At 70.0% G+C, this 786-nt stretch carries 1 protein-coding gene; it reads right to left on the bottom strand.

The window, feature by feature from the left end:
* Positions 1–551, bottom strand: a 551-nt coding sequence (gene msuE, locus AC27IQ_RS26105) for an FMN reductase (protein WP_487091376.1), incomplete at its 3' end; no start/stop codon positions are given.
* Positions 552–786: the final 235 nt, after the last annotated feature.

Here is a 786-nt window from a genome sequence, read left to right as displayed (position 1 = left end):
GGCGCGGCCTGCGGCGCGATGCCGACCAGGGGCGCCGCACGCTGCACCGCCAGCACGATGCGCTCGCGCAGGGCGGCGCTGGCGATCTCGTAGCCCTGGAAGTCCTGCTCCGAGGCATACACGCCCAGCGGCAGCGTGCGCGCCTGGAAGAAGCTGAACAGCGGGCGCAGCTGGTGGTCGATCACCAGCGCATGGCGGTCGCTGCCGCCGGTGGCGGCCAGCAGCACGGGCACGTCGATCAGCGCCTCGTGGTGCACGAAGTCGAACAGGTGCTTGAACAGGCCCGTGTACGAGCCGCGGTAGACCGGACTGGCCACGATCAGCAGGTCGGCCGATTCGATGGCGGCCAGCTCCGCTTCGACGGCGGCCGGCAACTGGCTGCGGTAGAGCGCGCCGCCGATCTGCGGGGCCAGCGGCCCCAGCTCGATGGTGTGCGCCTCGATGGGCAATGCCTCGCTGAGCGCGGCGATCAACTCTTCCACCAGCACCAGCGTGCGCGAGGGGCGCTGCACATTGCCGGAAACCGCCACTACCTTGAATTTGCGCGTCATGGGATCGAACCTTCCTGGTTTGCCCGGCGCGACCATCGCGGCGGGGGATGGAATGGATTGAAGACCCAGCGGCGCGCCAGCGCTGCAAAGGAATCGGCGCATGCTTATGCGGAATCCGTGCGTGCCGGCAAGTGGTTGATTGGCAAGGGAAAACCCGGAAATCCGGGCCGATGCGCGGGGCGGCGGCGCCACGTGGCGGCCGCACCGCGTGCTGGGCCCGGCTGCCCGCCCAGCG

The organism is Acidovorax sp. KPB24-07 (assembly GCF_057543315.1).
The sequence above is the reverse complement of the archived record's forward strand: the minus strand, read 5'-3'. Positions and strand labels throughout refer to the sequence as shown.